Source organism: Pseudonocardia sp. ICBG162, assembly GCF_020496225.1.
GTDB lineage: Bacteria > Actinomycetota > Actinomycetes > Mycobacteriales > Pseudonocardiaceae > Pseudonocardia > Pseudonocardia alni.
Genome location: NZ_JAHLJD010000023.1, coordinates 57,827 through 77,268 on the forward strand (window position 1 = coordinate 57,827; position 19,442 = coordinate 77,268).

Sequence of the window (19,442 nt, forward strand, 5' to 3'; positions counted from 1 at the left end):
TCGCAGCGAACACCGCCCCACCAGGCCCGATCCACCGGCTGTCGGGGCGGCGACCACCCCCCGGGCCCGCGTACGGTGGACGCCATGAGCGACGTCCCCTTCGGCTTCGGCCCCGCCGACCGTGACCGCGACCGCGAGCCCGGCGACCAGCCCGACTCGGGTTCCGGCGACGCCTCCGGCAAGGACGGGGGCACGTCGGGCAAGGACGGGAAGGGCGAGCCCGAGCGCCCGAAGGACCCGTTCGGCTTCGGGTCGCACCCCCAGTCCGACGACCCGTCGGGCGCCTCCGGCGGCGCGGGCCAGAACCCGTTCGCGGCGTTCGGCATGGGCGGGATCCCCGGCATGCCGGGCATGCCCGGCGGGGGCCAGTTCGACATGAGCCAGCTCGGGCAGATGCTGTCCCAGCTCGGCCAGATGCTCTCCAGCAGCGGCTCCTCCGACGGCGGCCCCGTCGACTACGACCTCGCCGCCCGGATCGCCACCCAGCAGCTCGCGCAGTCGACGTCGTCGCTCACCGACGCCCAGCGCACCGGGGTCGCCGAGGCCGTGAAGCTCGCGGAGCTGTGGCTCGACCCGGCGACTTCGTTCCCCTCCTCCGGCGGCGAGGTGAAGGCCTGGACGCCGTCGGACTGGGTGCGGGCCGGCATGCCGACCTGGAAGCGGCTCTGCGACCCGGTGGCGACGCGGCTGTCCTCGGCCTGGGTCGAGGGCCTGCCCGAGGAGGTCCGCGGCGCGGCGGGCCCGATGCTGGGGATGCTCGGCAAGATGGGCGGGATGGCGTTCGGCAGCCAGCTCGGCCAGGGCCTGGCCCAGCTCGGCAAGGAGGTGCTGACCTCCACCGAGCTCGGCATCCCGGTCGGCCCGGAGCGCACCTCCGCACTGCTGCCCGAGGCCGTCGCCCGGTTCACGGAGGGCCTGGACCGCCCGGCGGGTGAGGTCACGCTGTTCCTCGCCGCGCGCGAGGCCGCCCACCAGCGGCTGTTCACCCACGTGCACTGGCTGCGCGAGCGGCTGCTCGGCGCCGTCGAGGAGTACGCCCGCGGCATCACCGTGGACACCTCGCGGATCGAGGAGCTCGCCCGCGGGATCGACCCGTCGAACCCGGAGTCGATCCAGGAGGCCATGCAGTCCGGCATGTTCGAGCCGGAGGACACCCCGCAGCAGAAAGCGGCGCTGGCCCGGCTGGAGACCCTGCTCGCCCTGATCGAGGGCTGGGTGGACACCGTCGTCGCCGAGGCGCTGACCGAGCGGCTGCCCGGGGCCGAGGCGATGCGCGAGACGATGCGCCGCCGCCGTGCCTCGGGCGGGCCCGCGGAGCAGGCGTTCGCGACGATCGTCGGGCTGGAGCTGCGGCCGCGGAAGCTGCGGGCCGCGGCGGACCTGTGGAAGCTGCTGGGCGCCGAGCGCGGCGTCGAGGGCCGCGACGCGGTCTGGGCGCACCCGGACCTGATCCCCTCGGCCGACGACCTGGACGACCCGGCCGCCTTCGTGCGCGGCGGAGCGACCGGCGGGGCCGTCCCGGACGACCCGATCGCCGAGCTGGAGCGCCAGATGGCGGCCGACGCCGAGAAGCGGAAGGCCGAGTCGTCCGGGACCCCGGAGGAGCCCGGGGCCTCGGAGAAGCCCTCCGCGGAGGACACCGACGGCGAGGACGGGACGGACCGGAAGGACTCCTGAGCCCGGCTCAGGTCCCGGTCGCGCGGACCGGCTCCATCCCGGGGCCGGTCCCGCCGAACCCGCCGACCTCACCGTCGGCGTCGGCGACCCCGTCGGTCTCGTCGGCGGTGGCCGGGTCGCCGTCGACACCGGTGATGCCGAGCTCCGCGGCGGCGTTGAGGCCCTCCAGGTAGCCGATGGCCCGCTCGGTGCGCGGGTAGCGGCGCACCCAGGACCAGAAGACGTCGTCGTGCGCGGCGGACAGCAGGTGGGCCAGCTCGTGCACCAGCACGTAGTCGACGACCCAGCCCGGCGCGTCCCGCAGGCGCTCGCTGATCCGGATCGTGGCGTCGTCGGGGGTGCAGGACGCCCAGCGCGTGCGCATCGTCGGCACCCACCGGATCGACGACGGCCGCGCCCGCCCCTCGAGCCAGCGCTTCGACAGCTCCTGGCCGCGGCGCATCAGGGCCTCGTCGTTGTTGCGGCCCGGTGAGCGGCGGCGGGCCTCGCTCGCCTCGACCCGCTTCACCATCTCCGCGACCCAGTCGCGTTCCTGTTCGGCGGACATCCAGCCCGGGATGAACACGACGAGCCGTTCCCCCTCCCGCCGGGCACTGACCATGCGCTTCCGGCGGGCGCTGCGTCGGACCTCTACCGGGGGACTCGCCATGGCCCCAGGGTAGGCCGCCCCGGTTCGCGGATGCGAACGGCGCGGACGCGTTCCGGCCCCGTCGCCGCACGGACCGGGCACCGTGGCGCCGGTGACCGGACTGCCCGCACGGCTCGCGCTCGCCGCCCACCTCGCCGTCCTCCCGGCCGGGCCCCGCGCCCGCCGGATCGGGTCCGGCCCACCACGGGCCCGGCTGCTGGAGGAGCTGTCCCCCGCCGCCGTCGCCGCACTGGACCGGCTCGCCGACGGTCCGTGCCCGACCGGTGCGCTCACCCGGGGCGACGACGAGGTCGCGGTGCTGCTCGCCGTCCTGTGGCGGGCCGGGCTGCTCGCCGACCCGGACGTCGAGGACCGGGTCCGGCGGCGCCGGGAGGGCACGCTCGTCGAGGTCCGCGGCGCCGGCGCGCTCGCCGTGGCGGTCGTCGCCGGGCTGGCCCGGGCCGGGATCGGACAGCTGTACCCGCAGGTCGGCGGGGTGACGGGCGCCGACGACGTGCTGGCCGGGCTGCCGGTGGGGCCGGGCCGGGACCGCGGGGACGAGCTGCGCGCGTTCCTGCGCGACGCCGGTGCCGACACCGATCCGCCCCGGCGGGTGCCCGCGGATCTGGTGGTGCTCACCGGCGACGGGCCGGTGCCGCCGGAGGCTCCGTCGGAGCACCTGTTCGTGGCCCTGCGCGACGGCCGCGGCGTGGTGGGGCCGCTCGTCCTGCCGGGCCGGGGGCCGTGTCCCGGCTGTGCGGGGGCGCCCGGGGCGGCCGGCGGGCCGTCGTCGGCGGCACCGCACGTGCTGGTCGCGACGGCGGCGGTGGCGGTCGGCCAGGTGCTCGCCGCCGTCGACGGGCCGGTACGCGGCGGCCGGCCGCCCGCGTCGTGGGGAGCGGTGCTGGAGGTCGACGCGGACGCGGCGACGGTCGTCACCCGTCCGGGGTTCCGACGACCCGGTTGTTCCTGCGGCACAGCGGCTGCGGCGGTACCGGACAGCGCACCGGGGCCCACCGCGGCGTGCGGGACTCCCCCGGCCGGGTGGACAATCACCGTGTGAGCGACATTCCCCGGAGAACCGCCTCGCGCACCGCCAAGCTCGCCGGCCTCCCGCTCGGCGTCGCCGGACGTGCCGCAGCAGGGTTCGGGCGCCGTCTCACGGGTGGTGACCGCGACGAGATCGCGGCCCAGCTCGCGGCCAAGAGCGCCGAGCAGCTGTTCGAGGTGCTCGGCGAGCTCAAGGGCGGCGCGATGAAGTTCGGGCAGGCGCTGAGCGTGTTCGAGGCGGCCGTGCCCGACGAGTACGCCGAGCCCTACCGCGAGGCGCTCACCAAGCTGCAGTCCGCGGCGCCACCGATGCCCATGGCCGACGTCGACTACATGCTCACCCAGCAGTTCGGGCGGTCCTGGCGGTCCCGGTTCGCCGACTTCGACGAGACGCCCGCCGCCTCGGCCAGCATCGGCCAGGTGCACCGCGCGGTCTGGAAGCGCGACGGCCGCGAGGTCGCGGTCAAGGTGCAGTACCCCGGCGCCGAGGAGGCGCTGCGCTCGGACCTGCGTCAGCTCGGGCGGATGAGCCGCATCCTGCAGCCGCTGGTCCCCGGCATGGAGATCAAGCCGCTGGTCGCGGAGCTCAAGGACCGCATGGAGGAGGAGCTCGACTACCGCGACGAGGCCGCGTACCAGCGCGAGTTCGCCGCGTTCTACGAGGACGACCCGGACGTGAAGATCCCCCGCGTGGTCGGGTCCGCACCCAAGGCCGTCATCACCGAGTGGGTGCAGGGCCGCCCGCTGGCCTCGATCATCCGCGACGGCACCCGCGAGGAGCGCGACCACGCGGGCAACCAGCTGGCCCGTTTCCACTACTCGGCGCCGGACCGCGCGCACCTGCTGCACGCCGACCCGCACCCCGGCAACTTCGGGATCCTCGACGACGGCCGCCTGCTCGTCCTCGACTTCGGTGCCGTCGCCCGGATGCCCGACGGCATGCCCCCCGAGCTGGTCACGATGACCAAGTACGCGCTCGAGGGGCGCAGCGGCGACCTGATGGCCCTGATGCGCTCGGCCGGGTTCGTCCGCGACGGCGCCCGGATCGAGTCCGAGCAGATCCTCGGCTACCTCGCACCCTTCACCGAGCCGCTGGGGTCCGAGGAGTTCCACTTCAGCCGCCGGTGGATCCAGAAGCAGGCCGAGCGGGTCGGTGACCTCCGCAGTCCGGAGGCGGCGATCGGCCGGTCGCTGAACCTACCTCCGCGGTTCCTGCTGGTGCACCGGGTGACGATGGGGACCGTCGGCATCCTGTGCCAGCTCGACTCCCACGTGCGGCTGCGGGAGATCGTCGCCGAGTGGCAGCCGGAGATGTTCGAGCCGGACGCCCCGACCGGCTGACCCCTCCCCTTCGGTACTCCGGTCCTGCGGGACGGGGTGTCCTGTCGTCGCTTTGCTCTGCTCACCGATACGCAGCAGCGCAGGTCGGCGCCACTGGCGGAGCCTTCGGGGGCCCCGGTCCGCCACACGGTCCGCCCACCGCGCCAGGACCGCGGCGAACAGCGCCGCTCGTCGTCGCACCGGTGGTGGAGCGTGCCCTTTGTCACTCCGGCCCGGCGACGACGGCCGGCAGCCCGACCGCGCCGTACCCGTTGCGGGAGAACAGGCGCGCCGACTCGTCCAGCGCCGCCTGCCGGATCCGCTCGCGCTGCTCGGACCGGAGTTCCCGTGCCCTCTCCCCCCATTTGACGTACTGATGGTACGTCGATAGATTTCACATACCGAGGGTATGCGTATAGGAGGGTGCCGTGCTCCAGAGCTGCTACCCAGTCCTCGCGACGGCCGACGTCCCGGCCGCCCGCGCGTTCTGGACCGGCCTGATGGGATTCGAGATCGTCTTCGACACCGACTGGTACGTCAGCCTCCGTCGCGGACGCTTCGAGCTCGCCGTCCTCGACCGGGACCATCCGACGATCCCGACGGCGTACCGCGGCCGGTCCGCCGCCGGGACGCTGGTGAACCTCGAGGTCGACGACGTCGACGCCGAGTGGGACCGTCTCGTCGTCCGTGGTGGGCTGGAGGCGCTGCTCCCGGTGCGCGACGAGGACTTCGGGCAGCGGCACTTCGTCGTCGCCGGGCCGGACGGGGTACTGGTCGACGTGATCACCGAGATCGCGCCATCGGCGGAGTTCGCCGACGTCTTCACCGGGTCGTCGGCACCCTGACCTGGGGTGCTGCGTATCGGTGAGCAGAGCAAAGCGACGAGCAGGCACCCGCTCCCGCCGGCGGACCGGCAGGTCCCGGACACGACGGTGCCCCGCCCGGACGCGGGGTCCGGACGGGGCACCGATCACGGCGGTCGGCGGCGGGATCAGCCGGCGCGCAGCCGCGCCCGCTCGGCGCGGGAGGCGGCCCAGGCCGCGATCCGGGACCAGCCACGGCCCGCGGTGAGCCGGCGCGCGAGCCGGTGCTCGGCCGCCGCCCGTTGGGCCTCCTGCTGATGGGATCTCGCCAGCGCTTCCTGGATGAGCGTCATCACGTTCTCCTGGTTCACGAGGTGGGACGAATGGTCGGTGCGGAGAATCGGTCGCGCGGCCGGTGCCGGCTTCAGGTCGTTCATGTCTCGGTCTCCTCGGGTCTGGTGGGTCGGCGGCGCCGCGGTGCGCGTCGCGCCGGTACGGCTGTGGTCAGCGGCTCGCGGCCAGGGCCAGGGCCCGGTCGCGCTCCAGGTCGGCCTTGCGGGGACGCCCCCTCGGGCGCTTGCGCGGGATCACCCGACCGTGGTCGAAGATCTCGCCTCCCCACACGCCCCACGGCTCGGCGCGCTCCAGCGCGCCGTCCAGGCAGGCCTGCCGGAGCGGGCAGCCGCCGCAGCGGGACTTCGCCTCCTCCAGCTCGGCCGGGGCCTCGGCGAACCACAGGTCGGCGTCGCCGTTGCGGCAGGGCAGGACCGAGCCCACGCTCGGCACGGACCGCAGCCGCACCTCGTCGGGTCCGGCGCCGCCGCCGGACTGCTCGGTGATCATTCCGCCGTCACACGGAACGGATCGCACGTACACGATCGACCTCCTCGATCGAACTTCATCTGCAACTGGTCAGACCGGTCCGGTCGGGACCTGTCATCTCTCGGGACGGAATCGGGGACAAAGAAAATCGGGGCCGCGGAACCCGTGTGCGTGGGTTCCGCGGCCCCGATGGGACTCGCTGGGTGCTGAGGGTCAGGTACCCCCTCGGCGCCCGGGAACGAACGCAGCTGTGCACTTGTCATCGAAGATCGGGCCGGTGACCGCGACCGGCATGCCGCCCAGCGGGTACACCTCACCCGTGGCGCGGAGCGTCGACGGCGCGATCAGCGCCACCCCCTGGTGGCGACGGCGGACGCCGGACACCGCGGTGACCGCGATGCCCGCGTGAGCGACGTCGTGCGCGACGACGGTCTGCTCCGGGACGCACACCGGGGCCGGGACGGACAGGGTGGTGCCGATCAGGTCGGTCGTGTCGATCGTGCCCATCTCGTCACCTCCTCCGGTTCCGTCCGCGGTCTCCCGCGCGACGCGTCTGTGTCGGGAGCATGGCGCTCCACCTGGTGCCGACGACAGTAGAAGTGCTGCGCACGGCACTGCAACCGATTATTCGAAGTCTCGCCGGAAGTTCACGCCGATCCCTACCGAAGAGGGGGTCGTGAGCCCTCCGCCGCGTGCTCGGCGAGCACCCGCAGCACGTCGTCGCCGTAGCGGTCCAGCTTGGCCGCGCCGATCCCCGGGATGCCCACCAGGGCCGACGGTCCGGCGGGCCGTTGCTCCGCGATCGCGGTGAGCGTGGCGTCGGTGAGCACGACGAAGCCTGGCACGTCCTGCGCCTTCGCCGCCGCCGACCGCCACTGCTTCAGCCGGTCCAGCAGCTCCAGGTCCACATCGGACGGACAGTCGTCGCAGCGCAGGAGCTTGGTGGCGGTGGTCCCGAACAGCGGGGTCCCGCAGACGCGGCACTTGGGCCGGGCTCCCCCGGGCCGGTGCTCGCCGGCCACCCGGGACGCCGGGTGCGAGTCCGGGATCAGTCCGTACAGGAACCGCGAGCGGCGTCGCTTCGGCCCGCGCCCGGAGGCCCGGGACAGCGACCACGACATCGACAGCACCCGCCGGGCGCGGGTGACGCCGACGTAGAACAGCCGGCGTTCCTCCTCGACGGCGGCCTCGTCGTCGCCGGCGTGGCCGATGGGGAGGGTGCCGTCGGCGAGTCCGACGAGGAACACCGCGTCCCACTCCAGGCCCTTCGCGGCGTGCAGCGACGCCAGCGTGACGCCGTTGACCACGGGCGCCTGCGCGTGGTCGGCGCGGGTCTCCAGCTCCCCGCACAACCGGCGCAGGTCGGCCTGCGGCTCGACCGCGGCCAGCTCCTCGGCGACGCCGACCAGCGCCAGCAGCGACTCCCACTGCGCGCGCAGCGTCGCGCCCTTCGGCGGCTCGTCGGTCAGCCCGGCGCGGGCGGTGAGCACCGCGCGGGTGACGTCGACGAGGTCGGTGCCCGGCCGCTGGTCCGGCGCCGCGGTGCGCAGCGCGAGCATCGCCCGGCGGATCTCGGGCCGGTTGAAGAACCGCTCGCCGCCGCGGATCTGGTAGGGCACGCCGGCGTCGGACAGTGCCTGCTCGAACGCCTCGGACTGGGCGTTGATCCGGAACAGCACCGCGATCTCCGACGGCTCGGTGCCGTCGTTGATCAGGGTCAGGATCCGGCCCGCGACGGCGGCGGCCTCCCCAGCCTCGTCGTCGTGCTCGGAGAAGTCCGGGTCGGGGCCGGGCGGGAGCTGCCCGATGAGCTGCAGCCGGGACCCGGCGGGCCGGTTGCGGGCGGCGCCGATCAGCTGGTTCGCGCAGCCGACGATCTGCGGGGTGGAGCGGTAGTCGCGCTGCAGGCGCACGACCGCCGCGTCGGGGAAGCGGCGCGGGAACTCCAGCAGGTACCGGGGGGAGGCGCCGGCGAAGGTGTAGATCGTCTGGTTGGCGTCGCCGACGACGGTGAGGTCGTCGCGGTCGCCGAGCCAGGCGTCGAGCAGGCGCTGCTGCAGCGGGGTGACGTCCTGGTACTCGTCGACGACGAAGCACCGGTAACGGGACCGGAACTCCTCGGCGACGCCGCCGTGCTCCTCCAGCGCGATCGCGGTGTGCAGGAGCAGGTCGTCGAAGTCGAGCTGCTCGCTCGCGTTCTTCAGCTCCTCGTACGCGGCGTAGACGGCGGCGACCTGCTCGGCCGGGCCGGGGGTGTCGCGGCGACGGCGGGCGGCCTCGGCCGCGTAGTCCGACGGGGCGACCAGGGTCGACTTCGCCCACTCGATCTCGGAGGCGAGGTCGCGCAGCGCGTCGGAGTCGGTGCCGGCCCGGGCGCGGGCGGCCGCCTGGCCGACGAGCCGCAGCTTGCCGTCGAGCAGCGGCCACGGGCTACCGCCGACCATCTGCGGCCAGAAGTAGCGCAGCTGACGCAGCGCCGCGGCGTGGAAGGTGCGGGCCTGCACCCCGGAGGCGTCGAGCGCACGCAGCCGGGTGCGCAGCTCCCCCGCGGCGCGGGCGGTGAAGGTGACGGCGAGGACCTGGGTGGCGGCGACGTGGCCCGAGGTCACCAGGTGGGCGATCCGCCGGGTGATCGTGCGGGTCTTGCCGGTGCCCGCCCCCGCGAGGACGCAGACCGGGCCGCGCGGCGCGTGCACCGCGGCCCGCTGCTCGGGGTCCAGACCGTCCGCGCCGATCGGGGCCGCCGGGTCCGGCACGGCGCGGGTCGCACGGGCGGGGCGGGCGGCGGATCGGGACGGCACCCACCCATCCTGACACCCACCCCTGACGGTCACGGGCCGCCCGTCCCGCCCGTCCGGGTGCCGGGCAGCTCACAGCGGGGCGGGAAGAATCCCGCGGGCGGGCCCGTTGCACCCGGTATGGCGGACCTGACGATGTACACGACCAGCTGGTGCGGCTTCTGCCGTCGTCTCAAGCTGCAGCTCGACCAGGCCGGCATCGGCTACCGCGAGATCGACATCGAGCGCGAGCCGGACGCCGTGGCGTTCGTCGAAAAGGCCAACGGCGGCAACCGCACGGTGCCGACCGTCGTCTTCCCGGACGAGTCGGTCGCGACGAACCCCAGCTTCTCCGAGGTGAAGACCCGGCTCGGGGTCTGACACCTCCCCTGATCTCCCACCACGGAGCGCGGCGGCCCGCCACCGGTACCTCACCGGGGGCGGGCCGCCGCTTCGTCTGCGGGATCAGTCCCCGGCGGCCGCCCAGGACTCCAGCATGGTGCGCGCGATCGAGACCTTCCCCGGCAGCATGACCACCGGTCCGTCGGTGGGGTCGGGCTCGTCCCGGGTGCCCCAGTCGCCGCGGGCCAGTGCCGCCCGCAGCGTGTCCCGGGTGATCCACAGGGCGTCGGCGATCTCGCCGTCCTGCGGGGTCAGCGGGACCTCCGGGTCCCCGATCGCGTGGAAGCCGACCATCAGCGACCGCGGGAACGGCCACGCCTGGCTGCCGAGGTACCGCACGTCGGACACGGCGATGCCGACCTCCTCGGAGATCTCGCGGTGCACGCACGCCTCCAGCGACTCGCCGGACTCGACGAACCCGGCGAGCACCGAGTAGCGCCCGGCCGGCCACACAGGCTGGCGGGCGAGCAGGACGCGGTCCGCGCCGTCGTGCACCAGGCAGATGATCGCCGGGTCGGTGCGCGGGTACTCCTCGTGGCCGTTGTCGCAGACCCGGGCCCAGCCCGCGTTGTGCGGGCGGGTGCGGGTGCCGTCGATCGCGCAGAACCGGGCCCGGTCGTGCCAGTTCAGCGTGGCGACCGCGCCGGTGAGCAGCCCGGACCCGAGCGGGTCGAGGAACGCGCCCGCGGCGCGCAGGTCCGCCCACTCCCCCTCGCCGGTGAAGATGTCGCTGTCGGCGGTGCGTTCGGTCCCGACGCGCACCGCCCAGTACGGGACGCCCTCGCGCTCGCCGAGCAGCACGGCCTCGGCCGGCGGCTCCGCGGCGACGTCGGTGCCCGCGCGGGTCCGGACGTGCCCGCCACGGCCCGCCGCGTCGTCCCAGGCGGCGGCGTCGACCTCGCGGAACTCGCGGCCCGGCTCGACCTCCCAGTCCACCGGGGTGCGTCCGGACTCGTCGACGACGACCACGCGCGCCTTCGCCCACGTGTCGCGCACGTAGCCCGGGTCCAGGCGCCGGTTCTCGTCGCGGGACAGCGCGTTGCGCGACAGCACCGGCTCCTCGGTCAGCGAGAAGTCCCCGGGGCTCATCGCCCGCCTCCGCGGACCACGCCGCCGAGCGCGGCGAGCGGTGGCCCGACCACGTCGGCGTCACCGACGACCACCCCGGTGAACCGGGTCGGCGCGAACAGCGCGGTGGCGGCCGCGGCGACCTCGTCGACGATGACCTCCTCCAGCCGGCGCGGCCGGTCCCGGAGCCAGTCGACGTCGAGCCCGGCGGCGTGCAGCGCGGACAGGGTGCCGGCCAGCGCGGACTGGCTGTCCAGCGAGATCAGCAGCGAGCCGATCGCGTAGCGACGGGCCGAGGTGACCTCCTGCTCGGTCGGCGGGACCGCCACCATGCGGCCGAGCTCGTAGCGGGTCTCGAGCAGGGCGGCGGCGGTGACGTCGGAGGCGACGTCGGCGTCGAGGCCGAGCACCGCGCCCCCGGGGACGAACTCCTGCCCGGAGTGCGCGCCGTAGGTGTAGCCCTTGTCCTCCCGGATGTTCTCCATCCAGCGCGAGGAGAAGTAGCCGCCGAACACGAGGTTCGCGAGCTGGAACGCGGTGTAGCGCTCGTCTGTGCGGTCCAGGCCGGGCGCGGTGAGGCGCAGCTGGGACTGCACGGAGCCGGGCCGGTGGACCAGCTCCAGGTCGCCCGCCTGCGGCACCGGCGGGGCGGACAGCCACCGGGCGGGGTGGTCGCCGGTCCACCCCCCGAGCCGGCGAGCGACCTCGGCGATCGCGGCCTCGGGGTCGATGTCGCCGACGAGGACCAGGCTCGCCCCGTCCGGGACGACGACGTCGGCGTGCAGCTCCCGCACGCGCTCCGGGGTGACCGCGGCGACGGCCTCGGCGGTCGGCATCTCCGAGACGATGGGGTGGTCGCCGAAGCGGCGGCGCATCAGCGCCTCGCGGGCGACGGTGCGCGGCTGCGCGCGGGCGACGGCGATCCGCTCGGCCAGCCGGGACCGCTCGCGCGCGACCTCGGCGTCGGGGTGGGTGGCGGCGGTGAGGACGTCGGCGAGGACGTCGAGGACCGTCGGCAGACCGGTGGCCAGCGCGGAGCCGCCCGCCTGCAGGTACTCCGGGTCGACGGCGACGCCGAGCTCCCCGCCGACCGAGGCCAGCGCGTCGTCGATGCCGACCCGGTCGCGGCCCGCGGTGCCGGTCAGGATGGTCTCGGCGAGCACCTCGGTGCCCGCGGTGCGGGCGGCGTCGGCGACCGGCTCCGGCGAGGCGGCCGGGATGCGCAGGACGGTCTCGACCAGCGGGACCCCGGGTCGGCGCGCGGCCAGGACGGTCAGCCCGTTCGGCAGGGTCTCGGTGAGCACGTCCGGCAGCGGCACCTCCTTGGTGCGGCCGAGCGCGGGCAGCGGGCGGGGGCCGCGCTCGGTGCGGCCGATCTCCTCCGCGCTGCGGTGTGTGCGGGCGGCGCTCACGCGGAGCCCCCTTCGGTGTGGTTCACGGTGCCGGGACGGGTCGGGGCGCTCACGCGTCGCCGTCCCCGGTCGGTTCGGCGGCCGGCTCGACCAGCAGGACGGCCCGCCCGGCCGAACGCAGCCGGGCGGCCGCGGCGGCGACGTCGGCACCGGTCAGGGCGGCCAGTCTGCCGGGGAGCTCGACGGCGAGCTCGGCGCGGCCGTAGAGCAGCTCGCGGGCGCCGAGCCCGAGCATCCGGTACATGACGCGGTCGTCCTCGCGGTGCAGGGCGGCGACCCAGCGGGCGGTCTGGCGCTCCAGCTCCTCGGTGCCGGGGCCCTGCTCGGCGAGGCGGTCCAGCTCCTCGTCGACCGCGGCGGTGACCCGGTCCGCGGACACCTCGGCCGGGTGCACCGCGGTGATCGTGAAGGTGTCGGGGTCGCGGGCGTCGAACGGACCGCCCATCAGGCCGTTGGACGCCGAGACGTCGGTGACCAGGCCCGCTCCGTCGGCGCCGCCGTGGACCAGGCGGCGCTGCAGCCGCGAGGCCTCGCCGTCGGCCAGGACGGTGGCGAGCATGGCGTGGGCCAGGTAGGCGTCGGGCTCGGCGGCCGGGTCGGGGACGCGGTAGCCGAGTGCCAGCGCGGGCAGCGGGGCGTGGGCGTCGGCCACGGTCTGCCGCCGCTCCGCGCCGGGGGCGGGCTCGGCGAACGACGGCCGCTGCGGGACGGGCCGGGCGGGGATGTCCCCGAAGTGCCGCTCGACCAGGGCGAGGGTGCCGTCGACGCCGTGCTCGGACAGGTCACCGTGCACGGTGACCAGCGCGTTGCCCGGCGCGTAGAAGGTGTCGAAGAACGCGGCCGCGTCGTCCAGGCTCGCCTGCTCGAGCTCGGAGAAGTCGCCGTAGCCGTTGTGCGCGTTCGGGAAGGTGTCGTAGAGGACCGGCGGCAGCAGGATCCACGGGAACCCGCCGTAGGGGCGGTTGTGGACGTTGAGCCGGATCTCCTCCTTCACGACGTCGACCTGGTTGCGCAGGTTCTCGACGGTGAGCTTCGGGGCGCGCAGCCGGTCGGACTCCAGGAACAGCGCCCGCTCCAGCGCCGCACCGGGCAGCACCTGGAAGTAGTCGGTGTAGTCCTGGTGGGTCGAGCCGTTGAAGATCCCGCCCGCGGACTGGACCTGCCGGAAGTGCTCCAGCTTCTCCAGGCTCTCGCTGCCCTGGAACATCAGGTGCTCGAACAGGTGCGCGAAGCCGGTGCGGCCCTCCGGCTCGGAACGGAAGCCCACGTCGACGTGCACCGAGACCCCGACCACCGGGGTGGCCGGGTCCGGGACGACGAGCACGCGCAGCCCGTTGGCCAGCGTGGCCCGGTGCAGCTCGAGAGCGGATTTGTCGGCGATCACGGACACGGGAGCGAGGCTATCCCCCACCCCCGACAACCTGCCCGGTCAGGCGTGCTCGGGCGGCAGGATCACGAACTGGCGCAGCCCGAGGTCGCGGTAGGTGACCGGGCCCCGCGGGCCGGGGGTGTGGTCGACGTTGATGCCGGTCTCGGGCAGCCCGAGCAGCTTGTAGCCGTCGAGCAGCCGGGACGGCGCGTTCCAGAACACCCCGGTGCCGGTGTAGCGGTCGATGAAGCGCCGGGCGACCTGCTCGTCGGCGGCGCAGATCGTCGCGGCCAGGCCGGAGGTCTCCCGGGCGGCGGTGTCGGCGGCGTCGTCCGGCCCGTCGACGACGGCGACGGTCACGTGCGCCTCCGCGCCGGAGTCCAGGGCCCACTCGTGGCCGAGCGGGTGGTCGTGCGGGGGCAGCGACAGCGCGACGCCGCGGGCGTCGAGGGCGGCCTTCGCGACCGGCAGCAGGGTGTCGTAGACGGGCCGGTCGATGAGCAGCAGGTTCAGCCGGTTGCAGACGCCGAGCCGGTCGGTCGAGTCGGTGACCAGGCGGGTGACGTCGGCCTCGGTGGCGCTGGCGTCGAGGTAGAGGACACCGCCGCCGTCGGCGTGGGCGAGCACCCGGGTGCCCGCGGTCGCGCCGAGCACGGACAGCTTGCGGGTGACGTCCCCCGACCCGCGGACGACGACCAGCGGCACCAGGTCGGGCAGCCCGACGAGGGCCTCGGCGCCGGCGTGGCCGGGCAGCGGGACGAGCTGCACGGCGGCCTCGGGGAGCCCGGCGTCGGCCAGGGCGGGGCGCAGCACCTGCTCGACGAGCGCGGTGGCGCTGCCGAGCGCGGCGGACCCGGTGCGCAGGACGGCGGCGCTGCGGGCCTTGAGGACCTGCGAGGCGACGTCGACGGTCACGTTCGGCCGGGCCTCGAACACCGCGCCGATGACGCCGACCGGGATGCGCCGCTCGAACACCCGCTCGCCGGTCTCCAGCGTGCGGACCGGCCACTCGGTGGGCGGCTCAGGGGTCGCGGCGAGCACCTCGAGCTGGGTGGCGATGCCGGCGAGCCGCTCGGGGTCCAGACGCAGCCGGTCGAGCAGGCCCGCGGCCATGCCGTTCCGCTCGGCGGCGGCGACGTCGGCGGCGTTGACGTCGAGCAGCTCGTGCGCCCGGTCCCGGATCAGCGAGGCGGCGGCGCGCAGGGCGTCGTCGATCCGGCCCTCGCCCGCGGCGCGGACGGCCGGGGCGGCGGCCCGGGCGCGCTGCGCGGCCTCACGGACGGCGGCGAACTCCGGCGCCTCGGTCGTCTCCTGCGGGGTGGTCACGGTGCTGCTCACGCAGGTCAGGGTAGGCGGTCGCCGTCGCGGGCCCGAGTGGGTATCCGGGAGGCTCTGCTCTGCTCACCGATACGCAGCAGCGGCCGCCCGCTCGTCCCGGACGCCGGACCGTGCCCGCGCGTCGAGATGCAGCCCAGGGCCGCCGCCGGGCCCGGTGGGGAACCCTGAGCCGCATCTCGACGAGTGCGTGCGGCCCCGGCAGTCGCCGAGATGCAGCTCAGCGGGATTTGTGGATCTCCACCGCCCGCTGGGCTGCATCTCGGCGCTGCGCACCGCGTGGCCCGGCAGCGGGGTGAGGCGGGATGGCTCAGGGCGCAGCGGTCGGCACGGCGTAGACGACGATGTTCGACTCGTAGCTCCCCGCGGCCGGGTCGAACACCCCGCCGCAGGTGATGAGGACGAGCTGCGGGTCGCCGTCCCGGCGGAACACCTCGCGGGGCAGGTCGTGCTTGCCGTACTCACGACGCGCGACGACCCGGTAGGCCGCGGTGCGACCGTCGGCGCCACGGACGACGACCGGCTCACCCGCGACGAGCTGCGGCAGCACCGACAGGAACCCGATGCCCTGGGTGCGCGAGTCGACGTGGCCGGCGATCACGGCGCTCCCGGACGCGCCGCCCGGGAGGACACCGGGGGCCCACCAGCCGACCGTGCGCACCTGGTCGGGGACGACCATCCCGCCGTTGGGGGCGGTGCCGACCGCGTCGACGGGGGCGGACAGGCCGCGGGCGGGGAGCTCCAGGACGGCCGGGACGACCGGCGGCGACGCGGCGCCGGGCTCGGGTGCCGGGAGCGGGTAGACCGCCGAGACGGTCCACGGCTCGCGCGGCGCGATCGGCGCCGGGCCGGTGGAGCGGGGCGGGGGGCCGGTGCGGTCACCGGGACCGGGGAGCGGGTCAGACGCGGGCGGGGCGGCAGGCGCACCCGGGAGCGGGGCGGGCGCGGGCGGAGCACCGGGCGCGGGCAGGGCGGCAGTCACGCCGGAGGGACCCGGAGCAACCTCCCCCGGCAGCGCCGCGGCGTCGGGCGCCCCGGTCACCGGAGCCGGGTCGGGCGGCGCCAGGACCGGCAGCGCCCGGGCCACCGGCACCGCACGCGTCGCGGCGGGCACGGGTCCCGCGGGCACGGCGCCGAGGTCGCTCGCCTCGACGCGGGCGTCGTCACCGAGTGCGAGACCGGCGCCGGCGCCCAGCAGGGCGGCGCCGAGGAGCAGCAGCGCGGCCGCTCCCCGTACGCCCCCGGCCGGGCGCCGGCGCCGCGGTGTCACGCGCGGGCGCGACGCAGCCGGACGGCACCGGCGAGGAGCAGCAGCAGCCCGGCACCGCCGAGCGCGACGGGCAGCGCGGCGTCGGACGCCGACGCGGCCTGACCGCCGGTGCCGGCGTCGACGGCGGGCGCGCCGGAGCCGCCCTGGCCCGCGGCGTCACCGGAACCGGAGGCCGAGCCGGTGCCGGTGCCGGTGCCGGCACCGGGCGCGGTCCCGTCGCCGGACCCGGCGGCGTTCCCGTCGGTGCCGTTCTCGGCGGGGTTGTCCGAGCCGGAGCCCGGGGTCGTGGCGCCGGCCTCAGCCGCGGCCTGGTCCAGCTTGGTCTTCAGCTCACCCAGGTTCGTGAGCTGCGCCCGGGCCTGGTCGAGCTGCTCCGGCGGCAGGCCGGGCACGTTCAGCAGCTGCTGGGCCTGGTCGCTGAGCTGTCCGACCTGCTCCTGAGCGGCCTGCAGCCAGCCCTGGTCGAACTGCTCGCCGGTGCGAGCCTTGAGGTCGTCGACCTGGGACTGGATCTCCGGGGAGACCTGGTCGGGCAGCGAGACGCCGACCGAGGACGCCAGCCCCCGCAGCTTGTCGTCGATCTGCTGGCCCTCGCCCTGCACCTGCGGCGCGAGCTCCTTGACCTTGTCGCCGACGCCCTGCTCCAGGCCGATGCCGCCGAGCGCGGCGAGGCCGAGGGCCTTCTGGTGCGCGTCGCCGAACGCCTGGCGCGGGTCGCCGACGCCCGGGACCTGCGGGAGGTTGTCGGGCAGGTTCGGCACCTGCGGCGTCTCGCCACCGCAGGCGGTCAGCCCGACGAGCGCGGCCGCGGCGACGGCGGCACCGACGGTGCGGCTGATCCGGCGCGGGTGGTTCGTGGTCGTACGCATCATGCGAGTCATCCCCCGGAGAGAGCGGTGTACGCCTGATGGGCTATCGGCTTGCTCCGAAGGTTGCAACTCGAACCACACGACGGGTCCCCACGCGGGCGGCGAGTGGCTATCGCCGACGGCTGAGCGGCGCCGGGGCCGACGGCGGCGGGACGACCGGGCCGACGTCGCCGTCGGGGGCCTCGTCGAGGTCCAGGACGACCGGGGCGTGGTCGCTGGGCGACTTCCCCTTGCGCGCCTTGCGGTCCACCCACACCGCCGCGCGACGGTCGGCCGGGCCCGACCCGGCCAGCACCAGGTCGATCCGCATCCCCTGGTCCTGGTGGAACCGGCCGGCCCGGTAGTCCCAGTAGCTGAACACACGCTCGTCGGGCCAGCGCTCGCGCAGGACGTCGCGCAGCCCGGTCCCGAGCAGCGCGGCGAGCGCGGCCCGCTCGTCGGGGGTGACGTGGGTGGCGCCGTCGAACAGGGAACGGTCCCAGACGTCGTCGTCGGTGGGGGCGATGTTGACGTCCCCGGCGACCACCGTCGAGTCCGGGTCGCCCGCCGCGACCTGCTCACGCAGCGCGGCGAGCCAGCGCAGCTTGTAGGCGTAGTGCGGGTCCTCCGGGCTGCGGCCGTTCGGCACGTAGACCGAGGTGACCCGCAGCCCGCCGCAGGTGGCGGTGACGGCGCGCGCGTCCGGCTCCGCCAGCCCGCCCTCGGTGAAGACGGGCTCGTCGGGCAGGCCGCGCACGACGTCGTCGAGCCCGACCCGCGACAGCAGGGCGACGCCGTTCCACCGGCCCTGGCCGTGGTGCGCGCTCGCGTAGCCGCGCTCGGCCAGGGCCTCGTCGAAGCTCGCGGCGAAGTCGTCATCGGAGAGCTTGGTCTCCTGCAGGCAGACGACGTCGGGTTCCCGTTCGTCGAGCCACGGCAGCAGCCGCGGCAGCCGGGACTTCGCGGAGTTCACGTTCCAGGTGGCCAGACGCACGGCCCCGACCCTACGAGAGGAACCGCGTGACCGATCGCCGGATGCCCGCGACGTCCAGGCCGTGCGCGGCGTCGTGGTCCTCCGGGCTGCCGTAGCGGCGCAGCTCGGCGGCGCCGACCCCGAGCCCGAGCACCCGGTGCCGCACGTCGTGCAGCGCCTCGGCCACCGGCCGCACCGAGGTCCCGGCCAGGTAGGGCTCGACGAGCACGACGTCCGGCTCGGACAGCGTGGCGCGCAGCGTGGCCGCGTCGAACGGGCGCACGGTGGGCGCGTAGAGCACGGTGACGTCGAGCCCCTCGACGGCGGCCAGCGTCCGGTCCGCCAGCGGCCCGACGGCGACGACCGTCCCCCGGCCCCCGCGGCGCAGCACCGTCATCGACGGCCCGGTGCCGTACGGCCGCGCGTTGGACGCACCCGACAGCCGGACGTAGACCCGGTCGTCGCCGGGCAGGGCGGCGCGCAGCTGCGCCTCGGCCTCGTCGGCGTGCCCGGGCACGTGCACGGTCCAGCCCTCGAGGGTGTCGAGCAGCGGCACGTCGCGCGGGCCGAAGTGGGTCTCCCCCGCGCCCGCCATGTCGTAGGACCCGCCGGCCGACACCAGCAGCGCCCCGACGCCCTGGTGGCCGAGGTCGAGCTTGAGCTGCTCGTAGGGCCGTTCGACGAGGAACGGCGCGAACGTGTGCACGACCGGGCGCATCCCGGTCAGCGCGAGCCCACCGGCGGCGGAGACGAGCAGCTGCTCGCGGATGCCGACGTTGATCACGCGGTCGGCGAGGTCGGGCGGGACGTCGACGTAGCCGGCGCCGATGTCGGCCAGCAGCGCGACGGCCCGCGGGTCGGAGGCGACCAGCTCGGGCAGCAGGCCGTAGAAGCGTTCCCGCTGGTCGGGCGGGGTCACGGGCTCGGAGGTGGTGGCGTGCTGCGTATCGGTGAGCAGAGCAAAGGCACTCATCGCGGGCTCCCCTTCGGTTCGACGTGGGCGACGACCGCGAGCGGCCGGTCGGGGTGTGCGGTGCGGAAGGCGCGTTCGAGGTCGTCGTGGTCGCGGCCGTCGGCGTCGACGGCGGCCCAGCCCTCCGCGGCGAAGCGGCCGGCGATCCCGCCGGGCCAGCCGTGCGAGGCCGAGCCGTTGTCGACGACGACGGCGCTGAGCCCGGACAGCCCGGCGCGGCCCGCGTACTGGATCGCCTCGAAGTTGGAGCCCTCGTCGAGCTCGGCGTCGCCGACGAGGACGACGGTGCGCGCGTCGCGGCCCTGCAGCCGCAGCCCCGACGCGGTGCCGACGGCCAGTCCGAGCCCGTGGCCGAGCGAGCCGGAGGAGATCTCCACCCCGGGCACGAGCGTGCGGTCGGGGTGGTGCCCGAGGGTCGAGTCGTACCCGGCGAACCGGTCGAGCAGGTGGTCGTCGAGGAACCCGCGGGCGACGAGGACGGCGTAGAGCGCCATCGGACCGTGCCCCTTGGAGACCAGGAAGCGGTCGCGGTCGGGGTCGTCGGGATGCTGCGGGTCGACGCGCAGGATGCGGTCGTAGAGCACCCACAGGACGTCGAGGGTGGAGGTCGCGGCGGGTTCGTGCTTCTCGTCGCCGGTCATCCGGGTCATCAGCCCGGCGAGGTCGGCGTAGCCGGTCGGTGATCGCATGTGACCACCCTGTGACCTGAAGTCGA

Annotated in this window: 19 protein-coding genes; 5 read left to right on the forward strand and 14 right to left on the reverse strand. The window is 75.4% G+C overall.

All coding sequences use genetic code 11. The features are described 5' to 3' along the window. Positions 1–84: 84 nt before the first annotated feature. A complete protein-coding gene (locus tag KPL60_RS22565; protein ID WP_226367115.1) occupies positions 85–1,677 on the forward strand; it encodes a zinc-dependent metalloprotease in 1,593 nt (530 codons plus the stop codon). A 7-nt stretch (positions 1,678–1,684) separates the two neighbouring features. Here KPL60_RS22565 and KPL60_RS22570 read toward each other — a convergent pair whose 3' ends face one another. After that, complete coding sequence (locus KPL60_RS22570; protein ID WP_226355391.1) at positions 1,685–2,326, reverse strand: M48 family metallopeptidase; 642 nt, start codon at positions 2,324–2,326, stop codon at positions 1,685–1,687. Positions 2,327–2,417: 91 nt separating this feature from the next. Here KPL60_RS22570 and KPL60_RS22575 point away from each other — a divergent pair, with 91 nt between their 5' ends. The 3 genes from KPL60_RS22575 to KPL60_RS22585 all read left to right on the forward strand — a co-directional run bounded on the left by KPL60_RS22575 (position 2,418) and on the right by KPL60_RS22585 (position 5,520). Next, positions 2,418–3,368 (forward strand): hypothetical protein, encoded by a 951-nt coding sequence (locus tag KPL60_RS22575; protein ID WP_226367116.1) that lies wholly within the window; start codon positions 2,418–2,420, stop codon positions 3,366–3,368. Then, positions 3,365–4,696 carry an AarF/ABC1/UbiB kinase family protein gene (locus KPL60_RS22580; protein ID WP_226355389.1) on the forward strand — a complete coding sequence of 444 codons (1,332 nt, stop codon included), beginning with the start codon at positions 3,365–3,367 and terminating at the stop codon, positions 4,694–4,696. The genes KPL60_RS22575 and KPL60_RS22580 overlap by 4 nt, the downstream gene beginning before the upstream one ends. A gap of 407 nt (positions 4,697–5,103) precedes the next feature. Then, entirely contained in the window at positions 5,104–5,520 is a 417-nt protein-coding gene (locus KPL60_RS22585) for a VOC family protein (RefSeq protein WP_226367117.1), read from the forward strand. A 146-nt stretch (positions 5,521–5,666) separates the two neighbouring features. On the opposite strand, the gene KPL60_RS22590 is transcribed toward KPL60_RS22585, so the two are convergent. The 4 genes from KPL60_RS22590 to KPL60_RS22605 form a co-directional block, all read right to left on the reverse strand. After that, positions 5,667–5,915 (reverse strand): hypothetical protein, encoded by a 249-nt coding sequence (locus KPL60_RS22590; protein WP_226367118.1) that lies wholly within the window; start codon positions 5,913–5,915, stop codon positions 5,667–5,669. 67 nt (positions 5,916–5,982) lie between these two features. After that, complete coding sequence (locus KPL60_RS22595) at positions 5,983–6,321, reverse strand: WhiB family transcriptional regulator (RefSeq protein ID WP_226367119.1); 339 nt, start codon at positions 6,319–6,321, stop codon at positions 5,983–5,985. A 192-nt stretch (positions 6,322–6,513) separates the two neighbouring features. Then, positions 6,514–6,807 carry a hypothetical protein gene (locus KPL60_RS22600; protein ID WP_226367120.1) on the reverse strand — a complete coding sequence of 98 codons (294 nt, stop codon included), beginning with the start codon at positions 6,805–6,807 and terminating at the stop codon, positions 6,514–6,516. A 152-nt stretch (positions 6,808–6,959) separates the two neighbouring features. After that, positions 6,960–9,056 (reverse strand): ATP-dependent DNA helicase UvrD2, encoded by a 2,097-nt coding sequence (locus tag KPL60_RS22605; protein ID WP_308016819.1) that lies wholly within the window; start codon positions 9,054–9,056, stop codon positions 6,960–6,962. A 177-nt stretch (positions 9,057–9,233) separates the two neighbouring features. Between KPL60_RS22605 and KPL60_RS22610 the strand changes: the two genes are divergently transcribed. Beyond that, entirely contained in the window at positions 9,234–9,458 is a 225-nt protein-coding gene (locus KPL60_RS22610; protein WP_280118320.1) for a glutaredoxin domain-containing protein, read from the forward strand. An 84-nt stretch (positions 9,459–9,542) separates the two neighbouring features. Here KPL60_RS22610 and nudC read toward each other — a convergent pair whose 3' ends face one another. The 9 genes from nudC to KPL60_RS22655 form a co-directional block, all read right to left on the reverse strand. After that, positions 9,543–10,568 (reverse strand): NAD(+) diphosphatase, encoded by a 1,026-nt coding sequence (gene nudC, locus KPL60_RS22615; RefSeq protein WP_226367121.1) that lies wholly within the window; start codon positions 10,566–10,568, stop codon positions 9,543–9,545. Beyond that, positions 10,565–11,959, reverse strand: a complete 1,395-nt coding sequence (locus KPL60_RS22620) for a pitrilysin family protein (RefSeq protein WP_226367122.1) — start codon at positions 11,957–11,959, stop codon at positions 10,565–10,567. The genes nudC and KPL60_RS22620 overlap by 4 nt, the downstream gene beginning before the upstream one ends. A 49-nt stretch (positions 11,960–12,008) precedes the next feature. After that, positions 12,009–13,349, reverse strand: a complete 1,341-nt coding sequence (locus KPL60_RS22625) for a pitrilysin family protein (RefSeq protein ID WP_226355382.1) — start codon at positions 13,347–13,349, stop codon at positions 12,009–12,011. A 39-nt stretch (positions 13,350–13,388) separates the two neighbouring features. Then, a complete protein-coding gene (locus KPL60_RS22630) occupies positions 13,389–14,666 on the reverse strand; it encodes an aldehyde dehydrogenase family protein (RefSeq protein ID WP_226367123.1) in 1,278 nt (425 codons plus the stop codon). Positions 14,667–14,973: 307 nt separating this feature from the next. Beyond that, positions 14,974–15,933, reverse strand: coding sequence for a class F sortase (locus tag KPL60_RS34825; protein ID WP_226367124.1), 960 nt, complete (start codon positions 15,931–15,933; stop codon positions 14,974–14,976). Continuing rightward, positions 15,930–16,805 carry a DUF4142 domain-containing protein gene (locus KPL60_RS22640; protein WP_226367125.1) on the reverse strand — a complete coding sequence of 292 codons (876 nt, stop codon included), beginning with the start codon at positions 16,803–16,805 and terminating at the stop codon, positions 15,930–15,932. The genes KPL60_RS34825 and KPL60_RS22640 overlap by 4 nt, the downstream gene beginning before the upstream one ends. 106 nt (positions 16,806–16,911) lie before the next feature. Beyond that, positions 16,912–17,775 carry an exodeoxyribonuclease III gene (locus tag KPL60_RS22645; protein WP_226367126.1) on the reverse strand — a complete coding sequence of 288 codons (864 nt, stop codon included), beginning with the start codon at positions 17,773–17,775 and terminating at the stop codon, positions 16,912–16,914. A gap of 10 nt (positions 17,776–17,785) precedes the next feature. Next, entirely contained in the window at positions 17,786–18,727 is a 942-nt protein-coding gene (locus KPL60_RS22650; RefSeq protein ID WP_226355377.1) for a transketolase family protein, read from the reverse strand. Next, positions 18,724–19,416, reverse strand: a complete 693-nt coding sequence (locus KPL60_RS22655) for a transketolase (protein ID WP_226367127.1) — start codon at positions 19,414–19,416, stop codon at positions 18,724–18,726. The genes KPL60_RS22650 and KPL60_RS22655 overlap by 4 nt, the downstream gene beginning before the upstream one ends. Between the last annotated feature and the right edge of the window lie 26 nt (positions 19,417–19,442).

Excerpts from the sequence above, each read along its gene's own strand:
- KPL60_RS22610 (WP_280118320.1), top strand. The coding sequence starts at position 9,234 with ATGTACACGACCAGCTGGTGCGGCTTCTGCCGTCGTCTCAAGCTGCAG.
- KPL60_RS22650 (WP_226355377.1), bottom strand. The coding sequence starts at position 18,727 with ATGAGTGCCTTTGCTCTGCTCACCGATACGCAGCACGCCACCACCTCC.
- nudC (WP_226367121.1), bottom strand. The coding sequence starts at position 10,568 with ATGAGCCCCGGGGACTTCTCGCTGACCGAGGAGCCGGTGCTGTCGCGC.
- KPL60_RS22655 (WP_226367127.1), bottom strand. The coding sequence starts at position 19,416 with ATGCGATCACCGACCGGCTACGCCGACCTCGCCGGGCTGATGACCCGG.
- KPL60_RS22590 (WP_226367118.1), bottom strand. The coding sequence starts at position 5,915 with ATGAACGACCTGAAGCCGGCACCGGCCGCGCGACCGATTCTCCGCACC.
- KPL60_RS22595 (WP_226367119.1), bottom strand. The coding sequence starts at position 6,321 with ATGATCACCGAGCAGTCCGGCGGCGGCGCCGGACCCGACGAGGTGCGG.
- KPL60_RS22600 (WP_226367120.1), bottom strand. The coding sequence starts at position 6,807 with ATGGGCACGATCGACACGACCGACCTGATCGGCACCACCCTGTCCGTC.
- KPL60_RS22570 (WP_226355391.1), bottom strand. The coding sequence starts at position 2,326 with ATGGCGAGTCCCCCGGTAGAGGTCCGACGCAGCGCCCGCCGGAAGCGC.
- KPL60_RS22640 (WP_226367125.1), bottom strand. The coding sequence starts at position 16,805 with ATGATGCGTACGACCACGAACCACCCGCGCCGGATCAGCCGCACCGTC.
- KPL60_RS22565 (WP_226367115.1), top strand. The coding sequence starts at position 85 with ATGAGCGACGTCCCCTTCGGCTTCGGCCCCGCCGACCGTGACCGCGAC.